The organism is Nocardia sp. alder85J, from assembly GCF_020176955.2.
In the GTDB taxonomy this organism is placed as follows: domain Bacteria; phylum Actinomycetota; class Actinomycetes; order Mycobacteriales; family Mycobacteriaceae; genus Nocardia.
Window position 1 is genome coordinate 161,691 of record NZ_JAIUCZ020000008.1, and the last position, 15,501, is coordinate 177,191.

16 protein-coding genes are annotated in these 15,501 nt (G+C 69.1%); 11 read left to right on the forward strand and 5 right to left on the reverse strand.

Features of this window, described 5'->3' with window-relative positions:
- Positions 1 to 57: 57 nt before the first annotated feature.
- Positions 58 to 594, forward strand: coding sequence for a CGNR zinc finger domain-containing protein (locus LBW94_RS28930; protein WP_225058294.1), 537 nt, complete (start codon positions 58 to 60; stop codon positions 592 to 594).
- Between the two features lie 61 nt (positions 595 to 655).
- On the opposite strand, the gene LBW94_RS28935 is transcribed toward LBW94_RS28930, so the two are convergent.
- Complete coding sequence (locus LBW94_RS28935) at positions 656 to 2,035, reverse strand: glycosyltransferase 87 family protein (protein ID WP_225058293.1); 1,380 nt, start codon at positions 2,033 to 2,035, stop codon at positions 656 to 658.
- 171 nt (positions 2,036 to 2,206) lie between these two features.
- Here LBW94_RS28935 and rpsF point away from each other — a divergent pair, with 171 nt between their 5' ends.
- From rpsF to dnaB, 5 genes are all read left to right on the forward strand, one after another.
- Positions 2,207 to 2,494, forward strand: coding sequence for a 30S ribosomal protein S6 (gene rpsF / locus LBW94_RS28940; protein WP_026343947.1), 288 nt, complete (start codon positions 2,207 to 2,209; stop codon positions 2,492 to 2,494).
- A 109-nt stretch (positions 2,495 to 2,603) separates the two neighbouring features.
- The gene (locus LBW94_RS28945) at positions 2,604 to 3,155 is read left to right on the forward strand and encodes a single-stranded DNA-binding protein (protein WP_225058292.1); all 552 of its coding nucleotides are present in this window, start codon (positions 2,604 to 2,606) and stop codon (positions 3,153 to 3,155) included.
- A gap of 57 nt (positions 3,156 to 3,212) precedes the next feature.
- On the forward strand, positions 3,213 to 3,458 hold the full coding sequence (rpsR, locus tag LBW94_RS28950; protein WP_225058291.1) for a 30S ribosomal protein S18: 246 nt from the start codon (positions 3,213 to 3,215) through the stop codon (positions 3,456 to 3,458).
- 14 nt (positions 3,459 to 3,472) lie between these two features.
- A complete protein-coding gene (gene rplI / locus LBW94_RS28955) occupies positions 3,473 to 3,928 on the forward strand; it encodes a 50S ribosomal protein L9 (protein WP_225058290.1) in 456 nt (151 codons plus the stop codon).
- 752 nt (positions 3,929 to 4,680) lie between these two features.
- Positions 4,681 to 7,059, forward strand: a complete 2,379-nt coding sequence (gene dnaB / locus LBW94_RS28960) for a replicative DNA helicase (RefSeq protein ID WP_225058289.1) — start codon at positions 4,681 to 4,683, stop codon at positions 7,057 to 7,059.
- Here dnaB and LBW94_RS28965 read toward each other — a convergent pair.
- A complete protein-coding gene (locus LBW94_RS28965) occupies positions 7,056 to 7,295 on the reverse strand; it encodes a hypothetical protein (protein ID WP_225058288.1) in 240 nt (79 codons plus the stop codon). The two genes, dnaB and LBW94_RS28965, sit on opposite strands and share 4 nt — an antisense overlap.
- 153 nt (positions 7,296 to 7,448) lie before the next feature.
- Here LBW94_RS28965 and LBW94_RS28970 point away from each other — a divergent pair, with 153 nt between their 5' ends.
- Complete coding sequence (locus LBW94_RS28970) at positions 7,449 to 7,856, forward strand: YciI family protein (RefSeq protein ID WP_225058287.1); 408 nt, start codon at positions 7,449 to 7,451, stop codon at positions 7,854 to 7,856.
- On the forward strand, positions 7,853 to 9,037 hold the full coding sequence (locus LBW94_RS28975; protein ID WP_225058286.1) for an RNA polymerase sigma factor: 1,185 nt from the start codon (positions 7,853 to 7,855) through the stop codon (positions 9,035 to 9,037). The genes LBW94_RS28970 and LBW94_RS28975 overlap by 4 nt, the downstream gene beginning before the upstream one ends.
- 155 nt (positions 9,038 to 9,192) lie before the next feature.
- Here LBW94_RS28975 and LBW94_RS28980 read toward each other — a convergent pair whose 3' ends face one another.
- Both LBW94_RS28980 and LBW94_RS28985 read right to left on the reverse strand, forming a co-directional pair.
- Entirely contained in the window at positions 9,193 to 9,846 is a 654-nt protein-coding gene (locus LBW94_RS28980) for a class I SAM-dependent methyltransferase (protein ID WP_225058285.1), read from the reverse strand.
- Positions 9,847 to 9,970: 124 nt separating this feature from the next.
- Positions 9,971 to 10,576: a TetR/AcrR family transcriptional regulator gene (locus LBW94_RS28985; RefSeq protein WP_225058284.1), complete on the reverse strand. Its 606-nt coding sequence runs from the start codon at positions 10,574 to 10,576 to the stop codon at positions 9,971 to 9,973.
- Between the two features lie 177 nt (positions 10,577 to 10,753).
- Here LBW94_RS28985 and LBW94_RS28990 point away from each other — a divergent pair, with 177 nt between their 5' ends.
- The 3 genes from LBW94_RS28990 (at position 10,754) to LBW94_RS29000 (ending at position 14,292) form a co-directional block, all read left to right on the forward strand.
- Complete coding sequence (locus LBW94_RS28990; RefSeq protein WP_225058283.1) at positions 10,754 to 10,978, forward strand: hypothetical protein; 225 nt, start codon at positions 10,754 to 10,756, stop codon at positions 10,976 to 10,978.
- A gap of 183 nt (positions 10,979 to 11,161) precedes the next feature.
- Positions 11,162 to 13,414 (forward strand): RNA polymerase recycling motor ATPase HelR, encoded by a 2,253-nt coding sequence (helR, locus tag LBW94_RS28995; RefSeq protein WP_225058326.1) that lies wholly within the window; start codon positions 11,162 to 11,164, stop codon positions 13,412 to 13,414.
- A gap of 233 nt (positions 13,415 to 13,647) precedes the next feature.
- A complete protein-coding gene (locus LBW94_RS29000) occupies positions 13,648 to 14,292 on the forward strand; it encodes a dihydrofolate reductase family protein (protein WP_225058325.1) in 645 nt (214 codons plus the stop codon).
- On the opposite strand, the gene LBW94_RS29005 is transcribed toward LBW94_RS29000, so the two are convergent.
- Positions 14,293 to 15,495: a citrate/2-methylcitrate synthase gene (locus LBW94_RS29005; protein ID WP_225058282.1), complete on the reverse strand. Its 1,203-nt coding sequence runs from the start codon at positions 15,493 to 15,495 to the stop codon at positions 14,293 to 14,295. It lies immediately after the preceding gene.
- Between the last annotated feature and the right edge of the window lie 6 nt (positions 15,496 to 15,501).

A 15,501-nucleotide genomic window follows, 5' to 3' on the forward strand; every position in this document is an offset into this window, starting at 1 on the left:
CTGGTTGCTACTCTGACATCGGTTTCCATAACCTGTCAAGGTGGTTATGCTGGGACCGTGTTCACCTTCGTCAGCGGGAATCTCGCCCTGGACTTCGCCGGTACCGTCGAGGCGCGCAGCACCGAATACCGGGACACCATGACCACCGCCACGGACCTGGCGAACTGGCTGACGGCCGCCGACCTGCTCGATGCCGCACCCGGCTGCGATGCCGAGGCGCTGCGGCGGGCCGTCGAACTACGGGAGGCCGTCTACCGGTCGGGCCTGGCGACCCTGCTCGGCGAACCGCTCGACCCGGCCGATCTGCGGCTGCTCAACGAACGCGCGCAGGGCCGCCCACCCACGGTGGAACTGACCGCCGAGCGCACGATCCGGCGCACCGGCACGATCGATGACGCGCTCGCGGCCGTCGCCCGCTCGGCGATCGAACTTCACGGCGGGCCGGATCGGCTGCGGCTGAAGCAATGTGGGCGCGACGACTGCACCCGCCTCTATGTGGACACCTCACGCGGCGGCTCGCGCCGCTGGTGTGACATGGCGATCTGCGGCAACCGCGCCAAGAGCGCCGCATTCCGGCAGCGACACGGCACCTGATCACCGAATTCCCTTGTACCGCAGCACTTCCCGCCCCGATACTCGATCTGCCGGCCGCCGCTCAGTGACCCACCGGCAGCAGCTCGCCGGTGGCCCGGCGGACCACCACCGGCACCGGATCCGGATCGCGCGGCCGGGCGCGGGCGAAGGCGAAGAAGAAGTACACCAGCAGGATCGCGCGGCCCCACACCCCGAACTGGACGATATTCCCCTCGAGATCCGCCGAACCCGTCATCCCCAGGGCATAGAAATAGCGGAACACGCCGATCCCGATGGCGGCGTCGGCCAGCAGGTACAACCCGATCGCCGTCCACGGGACCTCCAGCAGCACCATGAACGGCACCAGCCACAGGGTGTACTGCGGCGAATGCACCTTGTGGAAAAGCAGGAATCCACACAGCATCGCTCCGCTCACACCGACCCACGGAAAGACCCCGGAGGTCTGGAAACGCCGCCATCCCAACCACATCGCCAGCACGAACGCGGCCATCACCAGCGCCGGCGACACCGTCGACACGAACTGCTGGAAGGACGCCTCACTGCCCGGCAGATCGCCGAACATCGGCCGGACTCCCCAGTACCAGACGGAATTCGTGGTGATGTCCGCCTGCCGCAACTGCTGGAACGTGATCGACGCCCGCCAGCCGTCGTATCCGGCCAGGGCGAACGGCAGGTTGATCAGCGCGACGGTGACCACGGCCGATACCGCCGCCAGTACCGCGGACCAGACGTCGCGGCGGCGCACCCGCCCGGCACGGACCTCGTCACCCCCGGTGACCAGGTAGACCAGCAGCGGCAGCACGAAGATGCCCGGATAGAGCTTGAGACAGAAGCCGATCCCCAGCAGCACGGCCGCGATGATCCCCCGTGTGCGCAGCGAATACCGGGTCAGCGTGGCGACCACGTACACGGCGCCGGCCGCGGTGCACACCACCGGCAACTCCCAGTTGTGGAAGGCGTAGAGCACCAGCGGCGAGCCGACCGCCCACAACATCGCCGCCGGACCCGACAGCCGGCCCAGCATCCACGCGGTGAGCAGCGCGAAGGGCGCCAGCAGCAGGGCCGAGTGGAGCAGGAAGTCGGCGTCGTTGTGCACACCCGCCGCGCCGATCCACATCAGCAGTCCGCTGAGCACCGGATACTCCACCGCCCCGCCGATCAGCGTGCCGTCGGCGGTGATGTCACCGTTCACGTAGGGAAAGATGTGGGCGTTGATATCCCTTCCCAGCCAGAGGAATTGGATGTCGGAGTAGCAGACCTTCGCGTCCTTGACCCGGTCGAACATCAGGCTGCGGCCGTCGGGGGTGAAGGGCGGCCCCGCGCACCGGGCCTTGTTCAGGTAGGCGAACAACAACGTCACCGCGCAGAACAGCACCGCGATCGCCGCTGTCCACCGGCCCGCCGTGCGGGCGGTGTCGCCGGCGGCGGGTCGACTGGACATGCGCACAACGATAGGTGGACTACTCGTCCCCCGCCCATATACCTCTCCCCGATGCCCGATTTCGCAGGTGAACACACCCTCAGGTAACCTTGTCGGGTTGCTGACGCAACGACCCCTCCTGCCACGGACCGTCCGTGGCCGTTTCCAGTCCACAGGAGGTGATGGGTTCCCGTGCGTCATTATGAAGTGATGGTCATCCTCGATCCGACCCTGGACGAGCGCACTGTCGGTCCGAACCTGGACAAGCTGCTCTCCGTGGTCCCGCAACAAGGCGGCAAGATCGACAAGGTCGACATCTGGGGCCGCCGCCGGCTGGCCTACGAGATCGCCAAGCAGAGCGAGGGCATCTACGCGGTGGTCGATCTGACCGCCGAGCCGGCCACCGTGAGCGAGCTCGACCGTCAGCTGGGGCTGAACGAGACCGTGCTGCGCACCAAGGTCCTGCGCCACGGCAAGTAAATCCCCTGTGTCCGTGTGGACCACACCGGTATTCGTCAGGGTCTTTCTCTAGGCTCTAGCGCAACCGACGGGTGCACGCGGACTGCACCGGAATGCAGGAGGAACCCCCATGGCAGGCGATACGGTCATCACCGTCATCGGAAACTTGACAGCCGATCCGGAGCTTCGATTCACGCCGGCGGGCGCGGCGGTGGCCAATTTCACCGTCGCTTCGACCCCGCGCGTGTTCGACCGGCAGAGCAACGAGTGGAAAGACGGCGAGGCACTGTTCCTGCGCTGCAACATCTGGCGCGAGGCGGCGGAGAACGTCGCCGAGAGCCTGACTCGCGGCATGCGCGTCATCGTCAGCGGACGGCTGAAGCAGCGCTCGTACGAAACCCGCGAGGGTGAGAAGCGCTCGGTCGTCGAGCTCGAGGTCGACGAGGTGGGTCCCTCCCTGCGGTACGCCACCGCGAAGATCAACAAGACCACGCGGGGCGGCGGAGGTGGCGGCGGCGGCTTCAGCGGCGGCGGCAACTCCAATTCCGGTGGCGGTGGTGGGGGCTTCGGCGGCTCCGGTGGTGGTCGCGGCGGCCAGAGTGCCGGCGACGATCCCTGGGGCAGCGCCCCCGCGGCAGGCTCCTTCGGGGGCGGCCAGATGGACGACGAACCGCCGTTCTAGACGGCTACGACTCGGGCCCGCACCTGCGGTTCCCAAAAAATGACGGAGTAGAAAACAATGGCCAAAGCACCGGCGCGCGAAAAGGTGCTGAAGAAAAAGGCGTGCACCTTCTGCAAGGAAGGTAAGAGCATCGTCATCGATTACAAGGACACGGCGCTGCTGCGCAAGTACGTCAGCGACCGCGGCAAGATCCGTGCCCGTCGTGTCACCGGCAACTGCGTGCAGCATCAGCGCGACATCGCCATCGCGGTCAAGAACAGCCGCGAAGTGGCGCTGCTGCCGTACGTGTCCACGGCTCGCTGAGAGGGAGGCACACGATGAAGCTGATTCTGACCGCTGATGTGGACAACCTCGGTGCCCCCGGCGACACCGTGGAGGTCAAGGACGGTTACGGCCGCAACTTCCTGCTGCCGCGTGGCCTGGCCATCGCCGCCACCCGTGGCGCCGAGAAGCAGGTCGCGGGCATCCGCCGGGCCCAGGAGGCCCGTCGCGTGCGCGACCTGGACCACGCCAACGAGCTGAAGCAGGCTATCCAGGGCCTGGAGTCGGTCTCCCTGTCGGTCAAGACCGCGGGCACCGGCAAGCTGTTCGGCTCGGTCACCCCGTCCGACGTCGCCGCCGCGCTCAAGGCGGCCGGTGGCCCGGTCGTCGACAAGCGCAGCATCGAGCTGCCCAAGGCGCACATCAAGAGCACCGGTAAGCACACCGTCGCGGTGCACCTGCACCCCGATGTGGTCGCGAAGTTCGACCTGCAGGTCGACGCCGCCGAGTGACGCTGCGGCGGTACTCGACCGAGTACCGCCCGTCGTCGCGGCGACCGCCGCGACCATCGGACGAGCCACCTCCGTATTTCGGTACGGAGGTGGCTTTCTCCTGCCCGCGCTCGATATTTGCGGATAGTTAGCCGATGGTTCGCAGGTGAACTGTCACGGGACGGTGCCCCGCCGATTGTGATCCACGCCGCATCCGGCGCCGGATTTATCCGCAGGTCCTGCGGATTTGTGGACAACCAGCAGACCGACCGACCGTATTGTGTCGGCGGTCACACCCCGCACGCGCACTTGTTAACCCAACACGCCCGGCCGTTCACCTTGAACGACACGCCGTAGGGAATTTGATCCACAAGTGCACAACCCAGAGAACACAGTGCTACCTGGCGCTCGTGCGGAACTCCGGCCGTTTATCCCCAAGTAGTACACAGAGGCTGCACAACAGCAGGTGAACTGTGCCCAGTTTATCCACAGGTCTGCACACAACAGGGTTTGTAGTCCCCAGTCCGGTCCCCTAGGTTCTTCCCCGGTGCGGTGATCGGACGCCCGGAACGGCTGATTCGGCGAGGCTTGCACCGCGTACCCTCGGTTTGCTGCGACTGTCCTGCGGGAAAGCGGCAACGGCCGAGGTGACGCGCGTGCACCGGCGCGAATGTGTCGGTCCCCAGGCGTACAACGTCATCGTCGGATGTCATCGATAGGTGTCATCGGAAGGTCCGGACGCCGGGCGTGACGAGAGAGGACGGTCGAGTCTGGTGGCAGTCGTCGATGATCGCGGGCACTCGGAGTATTCGGACGCCCCCGGAGAGGATTTCGGCCGTCAGCCACCGCACGACATGGCGGCCGAACAGTCGGTGCTCGGCGGCATGCTGCTCAGCAAGGACGCCATCGCCGATGTCGTGGAAGTCTTGCGCCCCGGCGATTTCTACCGCCCCGCCCACCAGGCCGTCTACGACGCGATCCTCGACCTGTACGGCCGCGGCGAGCCGGCCGACCCGGTCACCGTCTCCGCCGCCCTGGACCGCCGCGGCGAACTCAAGCGCATCGGCGGCCCGCCCTACCTGGTCACCCTGACCCAGACCGTCCCCACCGCCGCCAACGCCTCCTACTACGCGGAAATCGTTGCCGAGAAGGCGATCCTGCGCCGCCTGGTCGAAGCGGGCACCCGCATCGTGCAGTACGGCTACGCCGGCGCCGACGGCCAGGACGTGGCCGAGGTGGTCGACCGCGCCCAGGCCGAGATCTACGAGGTCACCGAACGCCGCTCCACCGAGGACTATTCACCCCTGGAAGAACTCCTCCAGCCCACCATGGACGAGATCGACTCCATCGCCAGCCGCGGCGGCATGTCCCTCGGCGTCCCCACCGGCTTCAGCGAACTCGACGAGATCACCAACGGCCTGCACCCCGGCCAGATGATCATCGTCGCGGCCCGACCCGGTGTCGGTAAGGCTCTCGCCCTGGACACCCCCCTGCCGACCCCCACCGGCTGGACCACCATGGGCGACATCGCCGTCGGAGACGAACTGCTGGACGCCCACGGCCGCCCCACCCGGGTCGTGGCGGCCACCGAGATCCTGCCGGACCGTCCCTGCTACGAGGTCGAATTCTCCGACGGCACGGTCATTGTCGCGGACGAACAGCACCAATGGCTGACCGAGACCCGCGCGTCGCGGCGATCGGCCCAGCAGGCGACGAGCGGCATCGGCCGATCCCGCAACCAGCGCACGTGCGCGGCGGTCCGTACCACCGCCGAGATCGCCGCCACTCTTCGTTGCGAGACGGCCGATCGGCGCATCAACCACTCGGTCGTCAACACCGAGCCACTGCAACTGCCCGAACAAGACCTGCTGGTCCCGCCGTACACCCTCGGCGCCTGGCTCGGCGACGGCACTTCGGCAGCCGCGCAGCCGACCACGGCCGACCCGGAGATCGTGGCCCGCATCGAGGCGGAAGGCGCCGGATCCGTCCAGCCCCGCCTGCGAACCCTGGATGTGCTGGGCAACAAGCACATTCCGGCCCGCTATCTCCGGTCGTCCGAGCGGCAACGCCGAGCCCTGCTGGCCGGGTTGCTGGATACCGACGGCACCGTCACCCGCGCCGGCTCGGTCCAGTTCTCCGTCACCGCTCGGCGACTGGCGCAGGACGTCGAGGAATTGATAGTCGGCCTCGGATACCGCTGCCATCGCTCGGGTGAGCGAGTTCGCGGCCGATCGGAAGCATCGTCGGTCGCTGACACACTCACCTTCGCCACCGACGACCAGGTGTTCGGGCTGCACCGGAAACACCTGCTGCACAAGGAACGACGCGCGAGCGCGAATACCACCGCGTCCGGCTCGCGATACGTGGTCGACGTCCGGCGCGTCCCGAGCGTGCCGGTGCGCTGCGTCGAGGTCGACAATGCCGAGCATCTGTATCTCGCCGGCCGCGCCATGATCCCGACCCACAACTCCACGCTGGGAATGGATTTCATGCGGAGTTGCTCGATCAAGCACGGGTTGGCCAGTGTCATCTTCTCGCTGGAAATGAGCCGCACCGAGATCGTGATGCGTCTGCTGTCGGCGGAGGCGAAGATCAAACTCGGTGATATGCGGTCGGGCCGGATGAGCGACGACGACTGGACCAAGCTGGCGCGGCGGATGAGCGAGATCAGCGAAGCGCCACTGTTCGTGGACGATTCGCCGAACATGACCATGATGGAGATCCGAGCCAAGGCACGGCGGCTCAAGCAGCGTCACGATCTACGCCTGGTGGTGGTCGACTACCTCCAGCTGATGACCTCCGGCAAGAAAGTCGAGTCCCGGCAGCAGGAAGTCTCGGAATTCTCCCGAAGCCTCAAACTGCTGGCGAAGGAGCTGGAGGTTCCGGTGGTCGCCATCAGTCAGCTGAACCGTGGTCCGGAACAGCGAACCGACAAGCGGCCCATGGTGTCCGACCTCCGTGAGTCCGGCTCGCTGGAGCAGGACGCCGACATGGTCATCCTGCTGCACCGGCCCGACGCGTTCGAGCGGGACGACCCCCGCGGCGGCGAGGCGGACCTCATCCTCGGCAAGCACCGTAACGGTCCCACCGCGACCATCACCGTCGCGCACCAGCTGCACCTGAGCCGGTTCGTGGACATGGCGCGAGGCTAGGGCAGGGCCACCTCCTCGGCTGTCCCCTGACGTCGATCCGGCCGCTGCCCGAGAGCGTGATCCGGTTCTTCGTCGAGAGTTCTGCCGAACTCGTCGAGAAGCCGGCCGGGTGAGCGCGGCGATGCGGGCCACGACAGTGGGGCGAGTTCTCCGGACAGCGGGTTCACGATCGCCCAACGGTCGATGGTCGGGCCGGTCGCCGGGGCGAGCAGGTGGGGCCGCGTTCGTCCCCGCACGATGACCATCACACCGCGGCGGCTGATTCGGGCCGGTGTGCGGGCTCGGGAAAAAGTTTCGGATAAGTTCGGCAGGGATGTCGAGAATGCGGTGACGGCTCCGTCCCAGGGGTGAGCGATCGACCGGATCGCCGATCCAGACAGGAGAATCTCATGGCCAAGTACCTGCTGCTCAAGCACTACCGTGGCGCGCCGGCCTGCGTGAACGATGTGTCGATGGATCAGTGGGCGCCCGAGGAGGTGTCGGCGCACATCACGTTCATGCAGGATTTCGCGGCGCGGCTGGAGGGGACCGGGGAGTTCGTCGATGCGCAGGCGCTGGCGCCGCAGGGGGCCTGGGTGCAGTACGGCGGGCCGGGTAAGCCGCCGGTCACCGATGGGCCGTTCGCGGAGACCAAGGATCTGATCGCGGGGTGGATGGTGATCGACGTCGATTCCTACGAGCGGGCGCTGGAACTGGCCGGGGAGTTGTCGGCGGCGCCGGGGGCGAACGGGGAGCCGATCTACGAATGGCTGGAGGTGCGGCCGTTCCTGGCGGCGCCGCCGACCGTCACCGAATGACGGCCGCGGACGCGGTGGGCGTGGACCGGGTGCGGGAATTGATCCCGGGTGTTCTCACGGCCCTCGTCCACCGCGGGGCGGATTTCGCGACCGCCGAGGATGCCGTGCAGGAGGCGTTGCTGAAAGCGGTCGAGAGTTGGCCGCAGCGGCCGCCTGCCGATCCGAAGGGCTGGCTGATCACCACGGCGTGGCGGTGCTTTCTCGATCTCGTCCGGTCGGACAGTGCGCGGCGGCGGCGGGAACAGGTGGTCGCGGACGAGCCGCCGCCCGGACCCGCGATCGCGGTGGACGAGACGCTGCGGCTGTATTTCCTGTGTGCGCATCCGCGTTTGAGCCCGGCGGCGGCGGTCGCGCTGACGCTGCGGGCGGTCGGCGGGCTCACCACCCGGCAGATCGCGCAGGCGTATCTGGTGCCGGAGGCGACGATGGCGCAGCGGATCAGCCGGGCCAAACGTACCGTCGGCGAGGTCCGGCTGGATCGGCCCGGCGATCTGCACACCGTGCTGCGGGTGCTGTATCTGGTGTTCAACGAGGGGTACAGCGGTGATGTCGATCTGGCGGCAGAGGCGATCCGGCTGGCCCGGCAGTTGGCCGCGATGACCGACGATCCCGAGGTCGCGGGACTGCTGGCGTTGTTCCTGCTGCATCATGCGCGGCGGGATGCCCGGACCCGCGCCGACGGCAGCCTGGTTCCGCTGGCCGAGCAGGATCGCGGGCGGTGGCGGCGCGGGCTGATCGCGGAGGGGGTGACCGTCTTGCAGACGGCGCTGGCGCGGGACCGGCTCGGTGAATATCAGGCGCAGGCCGCCATAGCGGCCCTGCACGCGGATGCCCAGGCCGCGGACGAGACCGACTGGGTGCAGATCGTCGAGTGGTACGACGAACTGGTGCGGATCACCGACAGTCCGATCGCCCGGCTCAACCGGGCGGTCGCGCTGGGCGAGGCGGACGGGCCGCGCGCGGGGCTCGCGGCGCTGGCGCAACTCGACCCGGCACTGCCGCGGTACACCGCTTCCGCGGCCTACCTGCACGAGCGTGCCGGTGACATCGATACTGCCGCAGAGCTTTACGCGCAGGCTGCCGCGCACGCCCACAACCTGGCCGAACGCAACCACCTCACACTCCGCGCGGCCACCGTGCGGCACCGCGACGACCCCGGACGATCCCCGGGCGACGCGTGACCGGACCTCCGCACGTCATGCGGGCAGTCAACCGGTTCAGCACACAAGCTGTGGCGAAACAGTCCGGTATTCAGCGACTCTCGCGGACGAACCGGACCTCACGGTGGTGAGGACGGTCGTCGGCCACGCATGCCGGTGACGGATAAAGCTGATGCTCAACAACTCTCGGGAGCCGAGCGCTGCGGCTTGCGCCACAGCAGCGAATAACGCCAGTACAGGTGCCGCCGTACCGTGAGGCCGGGCAGCAGTTCGGTTGCGGCAGCGCGGATGTCCGCCATCGTCGTGGACGGGTCCATGATCGGCATGTCGGCCGAGCCGTGCTTGCGCAGCGTGCCGCGGAACGCGAGCAGGATGCCGACGGCAGCGTTCGCGGGCAGTGCGAACACGTCGATGCCGCGCTCGGCCCAGCCGTCGATGCGCGGAATGCCGAGCACCGCGAGTGTGCCGCCGGGGCGGAGCAGTTCCGCCATGCGGGTGAGCGCGGGACGGAGTGGCATGTGATGCAGGCTCGATATCGCGGTCACCACGTCGTATCCCCCGGCAGTCAGGTCCGCCGACGGGTCGAGTACATCACCGAGAATCCAGCGCACCGAACTCGATTCCGCTCGCGCGTGCTCGATCATCACCGGCGACCGGTCGATCGCATCGACCAGATCGGCCCGGTCCGACAACTTTCGCGCGAAAACACCACTCCCACAGCCGATATCGAGCGCGCGCTCGAATCTCGCGGGTACCGCCCGCAACAGCACGCCGTGGTAGTGGGCGTTGTGGTCCCACTGCAACGCGCGCGGCAACCCGATCCACCCCATGCGGCGAGTCTATCCGGGCGGTGCGGCCCGCGGATCGGCCATGGCTCGCGACGAGCCGGATATCGAGCGGCATCCGGAGGTCACCGCCCGATCCGGCTCATGCGACCTGCGCGCGGCCGCCGAATCAGGGCCCGTCGGCCGAGCGGCCGGTGAGCAGTGGGAGCGCGACGCCGTCGACGATGTCGGCGATCACGTCGTCGGGAACCGGTGCGCCGTAGATCAGGAAGTGGTGCAGGATCAGGGCGGGACCGGCGCCGCCGGCGCGGAAGGGAAGGGCGCCGGGTGGGCGCGACCGGCCCGGTAAGGGTTCGGCGCGCAGTCCGAGCACTCGTTCGTGCAGGTCGCGGGCGGTGCCGGGGCGGTCGGGTAATTCGCCGACCAGGCCGCGAACGGTCGCGCCCCGAGGTCCGTCCAGCAGTACGGCGAGGCGGCGCAGCCAGGTGAGCAGGTCCTCGCGCAGATCGCCGGTGTCCGGCAGCCGGACCGCGCGGACCGGCCGGTGCCGCAGGGCGTCGAGGACGAGATCGGCTCGGGTGGGCCAGCGCCGGTACACCGAGGTCTTGCCGGTGCGGGCTCGCTTCGCGATCCGATCCATGGTCAGCCGCTCGTAACCGACCTCGGCCAGTTCGTCCAGTGCCGCCTCGTAGACGGCATCCTCCAGGTCGTTGCCGCGACGGCGTGTACCGCCGCGACGGTCGGCGGACATCGTGTCCGCTGCTCTCGTCGTCATCACCTTCCCGTCGATCGAGGGACTTCCGCGGGGGAGATCGCATCGGTCGGGAAGAGTGTTGCAGGGCAAGAGCTTCGAAGGATGGAGACTTCGGTCACGGGGCGGCGGTCAGCATCCGATGACCGAAGGCGGCGTATTGTCGTGCGAATTCCACTGCATCGGAGGCATTCTCGACCCGTGCGGAGAATCACGAACCCGTTCGAAGCGGGGGATGCGGGCGCGCTCGTAGGCGGCGGTGGCGCACAGCTGGATCCGCGATTGCGCAGCTACCCGTTGCCGATACCGACCCCGGATGTCCCCGTGATGCCGACCTGGCATGCCCGGCACGAACGCGACGGCGGGCACCGCCGACTGCGCACCCTGGTCGGCGAGACACTCGCCACGATCGGCGGGGCATCCTGAACCCCTGTTCCCCTTCCACCATATATCGCACCCCGGGGCTTGCGGCAAGGCCCCGGGGACCCCGCATAATCGCTGGTCGACGCTGGAACCAGTGGATGTGGGAGGGGTATGTCGGTGCACGACGACCAAGACGAACTGCGCCCGTATCAGGACGAGTCGCGCCTGTATCGAGACGAGCCGCGCCTGTATCGAGACGAGCCGCGCCTGTATCGAGACGAGCTGCGCTCGGAGCGGGACTACGTCGGCGGCTTGTACCTCCGGCTCGATGCCGAGCGCGCGCAGGCGAACCGGCGGTACCGGGCGGCGCTGCGCTCGAACGACGGGGCGCTGGTGGATCGGGATGCCGAGGTCCGGGCGCTGGCCCGCGAGGTGAAGCGGCTGGACGTGGCGGACAACGGGCTGTGCTTCGGCCGGTTGGACACCGTCGCGGGCGAGCCGTCCTACATCGGCCGGATCGGGCTGTTCGACGAGGCGAACGAGTTCGAGCCGCTGTTGCTGGATTGGCGGGCTCCCGCGGCGCGCCCGTTCTACGTGGCCACCGCCGCCACCCCGGAGGGGATGCGGCGACGCCGGCAGTTCCATTCGCGGGGCCGCCGGGTGACGGATTTCACCGACGAGGTGTTCGGGCATCCGGACGGCGCCGCACGCGGTGACGCGGCCCTGCTCGCGGCGGTGAACGCGCCGCGCGGCGAGGGTATGCGCGACATCGTCGCCACCATCCAGGCGGAACAGGACGAGATCATCCGGCTGGACCATGCGGGCGTGCTGGTGATCGAGGGCGGTCCGGGCACCGGCAAGACCGTGGTGGCGCTGCATCGCGTCGCCTACCTGCTCTACACCCAGCGGGAGCGGATGGAACGCGACGGGGTGCTGGTGGTCGGGCCGAATCCGGCCTTCCTGCACCACATCGGCCGGGTCCTGCCGTCGCTGGGCGAATCCAATGTGGTGTTCACGACCACCGGCGATCTGGTGCCGGGTCTGCACGTCACCGCCGAGGACACCGAGGCGGCCGCGCGACTGAAGGGTTCGCTGCGGATGCTGGAGGTGCTCGCCGCCGCCGTCGCCGATCGGCAGCGACTACCGCGGCAGCCGGTGACGATCGAGTTGTCCGACGTCCCGGCCCGCATCGATGCCGACGTGGTGACCTGGGCCCGGGAGGAGGCGCGGGCGAGCGGGCTGCCGCACAACGAGGCTCGCACCGTGTTCGCCGACATCATCGCCTATGTGCTCACCGAGCGGACCATCGCGCGCGTCGGCCGGGGCTGGCTGACCCGGGACGATCGTGAGGACTGGGAACGGATGCGCGCCGATCTGCGTGCGGAACTCGACGCCGACGAGGCGTACACGGCGGTGCTCGACGAACTCTGGCCGATCCTGACCCCGCGGACGCTGCTGGCCGAGCTGTTCTCCTGCCCCGAGCGGTTGCGCGCGGCGGGCGGCGATCCGGCGTTGCTGCGTGCCACCGGCGACGCCTGGACGGTGTCGGATGTGCCGCTGCTCGACGAACTGGTCGATCTGCTCGGCCCGGCAGGACCGGCGGACCGGTCGGCCGAACGGCAGGCCCAGGCCGAAGCCGCCTACGCCGCGGGCGTGCTGGACCTGATGGTCACACGCGAGGACATGATGGACGACGAGGACCATCTGTTCGCAACCGATCTGCTCTACGCCGAGGATCTGGCCGAACGCTTCCTGGAGCGCGACACCCGGGAACTGGCCGAACGCGCCGCGGCGGACCGGGATTGGACCTATCGGCACGTGGTGGTGGACGAGGCCCAGGAACTGTCCGAGATGGACTGGCGCGTGCTGATGCGGCGCTGCCCGAACCATTCCTTCACGGTGGTCGGCGATCTCGCGCAGCGGCGATCACCGGCCGGGGCCACCTCCTGGGACGCCATGCTGGCGCCGTACGTCCCGGGCCGCTGGGAGTACCGGTCGCTGACGGTGAACTACCGCACCCCGGCGGAGATCATGGCGTTGGCCGCGGCGGTGCTGGCCGAGTTCGCACCCGCGATCCGGCCGCCGGACTCGGTGCGCTCGTGCGGCGTCCCGCCCTGGTCCCGCCGGGTCTCCGACGACGAATTACCCGCTGCCATCGAGGAATTCGTGCGGGACGAGGCGGATCGGCCGGGCACCTGCATCGTCATCGGCCCGCCCGGCGTGCCGGGCACGGTACCCGCCTCGCAGACCAAGGGTCTGGAATTCGACGCCGTGCTGGTGGTGGATCCGGATCGGATCCTCGCCGACGGACCGCGCGGTGCGGCCGAACTGTACGTCGCCCTCACCCGCGCCACCCAGCGCCTGGGCGTCCTGCATCGGGGACCGCTACCGGCCGCGCTGGCGGGGCTGGCCGAATCCGGGCCGCCGGGAGAACGCCGGTCCGCCCGGTCGGTTTCCGCGCCTGCCGCTGCCTCGAAAGCCGCTGATCGCGAGCGATAGTGACACGCGGCGGATCCCCTCGATCGTCCGGGGCAGCACTCCCGGCGCCCCGACCGGGGAAGCTGCGTCGGACCGACCGTCGCCGAGGTCGACCACATCGTCCGTTCGGGCCGCTCACCGGCACACGTCGAAAAAAGTTGTGGGTAGCTGTCGATTCGGTCGCCTCGCGTTCGAGGAGAGGGTGTGCGGCGTTTGCCGCGCGAGGACGACCGGATCCGATGGGAGCACACGTGGTGGAGCAGTTGCTGAAGGTCATGAATTTCTGTGTCTCGAGTGACGGGGTCGCCGCCGGCGAGCAGCAGAGCCGGGAACGGCCGTTCGGGTTCGACAATCCCGAGCGGCTGTTCTCCTGGGCCGGGGCCACGGCGAGTTGGCCCAATCGCACGGATCCCGGTGGGAGCCGGGGCCTCGACGACTACTTCACCCGCGTCTTCCTCTTGAACATCGGCGCCGAGATCATGGGGCGCAACAAGTTCGGGCCGCAGCGCGGGCCGTGGGAGGACTACGAGTGGCGGGGCTGGTGGGGTGACGAACCGCCCTTCCGCACACCGGTGTTCGTCATGACCCACCATCTGCGTCCGTCGTTCACACTGTCCGACACCACATTCCACTTCGTCGACGGTGATCCGGCGACGGTGCTCGCGCAGGCTCGGGAAGCGGCGCAGGGCAAGGACGTCCGGCTCGGCGGCGGGGTGACCACCGTCCGGCAGTTCCTCGATGCCGATCTCGTCGACGCGCTGCACGTGGCGGTCTCGCCGATTCGGCTGGGGTCGGGACTTCAGCTGTGGACATCACCCGACGAGTTGCTCGACCGGTTCCACCTGGAGGTCGTGCCGAGCCCGAGCGGCGTGACGCATCACCTGTTCTGGCGGCGGTGACTATGCGTCCCGTCGCTGTCCGCCCGAGGTGATCGCGCGCGGGCGGATGCGGGTGCCGGTGGTGTACTCCTCCAGGGCGTGTGCGAGCCAGCCGGCGGTGCGGGCGACGGCGAAGACGGTTTCGCCGGAGCCGGGCGGCAGGTCGTGGACCGCGCCGAGCAGGGCCAGGCCGAGGTCGACATTGGCCGCGGGCCGCCGCCGGATCCGCAGTTCGGTCCGGATCGCCTCGGCGACCGCCACTTTCGGATGGTCCGGGTACAGCGCCCGGATCCGGTCCAGCAGCTGGGTACCGCGGGCGTCGACGGTGTAGACCGCGTGTCCGAAGCCGGGGATGTGATCGCGGCGGCGCAGCCGGTCGGCGACGAGGTGCACGGCGGCGCCGGGGGTGTCGGCGGCGGCGAGCAGGCGTTCGGCGGCCAGCGAGGCGCCGCCGTGCATCGCGCCGCCGACCACGCCCAGTCCGGCTGCGACCACCGCGTACGGGTCGGCCGACACCGACGCGGCCACGCGCGCGGCGAAGGTGGAGGCGGCCAGTTCGTGGTCGGCGAGCAGGATCAGGGCGGTGTCGAGCAGGGCCGGATCGAGGCCGTGACCGGGCGGATCAGGGGTGAGGCGCGACCGCAGCAGGGCGGCGATCGAATCTCCGGCCGGTTCCGATCGCGGCGGCAGGGCCTGGACCAGGCCCGCGATCAGGCTGCGGGCCAGTTCGGTGACCGCGGCGGCGTCGCGGCCGGTCCGCAGCGGATCGCCGATCGCCAGGGTGGACACGATGATCGGCAGGCGGTCGAACGCCGGTGTGTCGCCGGGAAGATGGCGCTGGGCGAGCCGGGCCGCGGTGAGTCCGGCGGGACGCGCGGTCCAGGGGCCGGTGTCGCGGCGGTCACCGGTCCACAGCCATTCGGCGACCTCCTCGAAGCGGGCCGTGTCCGCCAGTTCGAGGGCGTCCAGGCCGCGGTAGTACGGGCGGTCCGCGCCGAGTTCGGTGATCCGCGATTCGACGACGATCTCGGTGGGGGCCGGGCGGCGGCGGGGGCGGCCGCGGCGGGCGAGTCGTTCGATGTCGGCCGGATCGAACAGGCTGCGGCGACGCTGTGGATCGTAGTGGCGGCGCAGCACGCCACGGCTGACGTAGGCGTACAGGGTCGCCGGTCGCACCCCGAGCCGCTGCGCGGCGGCCACCGAATCCAGCCACTGCTCCGCCATGGGTTG